1 protein-coding gene is annotated in these 554 nt (G+C 46.6%); it reads right to left on the bottom strand.

All coding sequences use genetic code 11. The features are described from left to right. Positions 1–554, bottom strand: a 554-nt coding sequence (locus R7093_RS27330) for an OmpA family protein (RefSeq protein WP_318147295.1), incomplete at both ends; no start/stop codon positions are given.

Below are 554 nucleotides of genomic sequence, written 5' to 3'. Positions count from 1 at the left end.
TGCTTCAGGAAGCGTCGTAAAGATCGTCCACTCTTTTTTAACTTTACCTTTGTAACCAACAACAGATGCGGTCACTCGGCGGTTAAGTGCGTGGCTGACCTGATCGGTGCCTTGCTCTGCTAGATGTGTGTCACCAAAACCAATGATGCGAACACGATTTGGTTCAATACCGTAACTTAATAGCGCGTCACGCACGTTTTTCGCTCGTCGTTCAGAGAGATCTTGATTGTGTTTTGAACCACCTGTTTTACTCGCGTAACCTTGTAGTTCAATCGAGGTCGTTGGGTAATCCTTCAAGAAGTCAGACAACTCACGAATTTGACGACGAAATACCGGATTGATCTCATCAGAATCGTTGGCAAATAGCACACGAACTTGCATTTTCTCAGATGCTTTGATGTATTCGCCACAGCCATCATTGTCAACTTCAGAGCCAGCTGGCGTCCCCGGACATAGGTCGCGAGCGTTAATCACACCGTCGTTATCTTCGTCTTGTAAGTCAGCAATTTGTTCTGCGGTAGGGAATGCACGGTAATCGTACTCATCTTCAGCGA

This window comes from Vibrio sp. 1580 (assembly GCF_033340055.1).
Note: the sequence above shows the minus strand (reverse complement) of the source record. Positions and strands in the feature narration are given on the sequence as shown.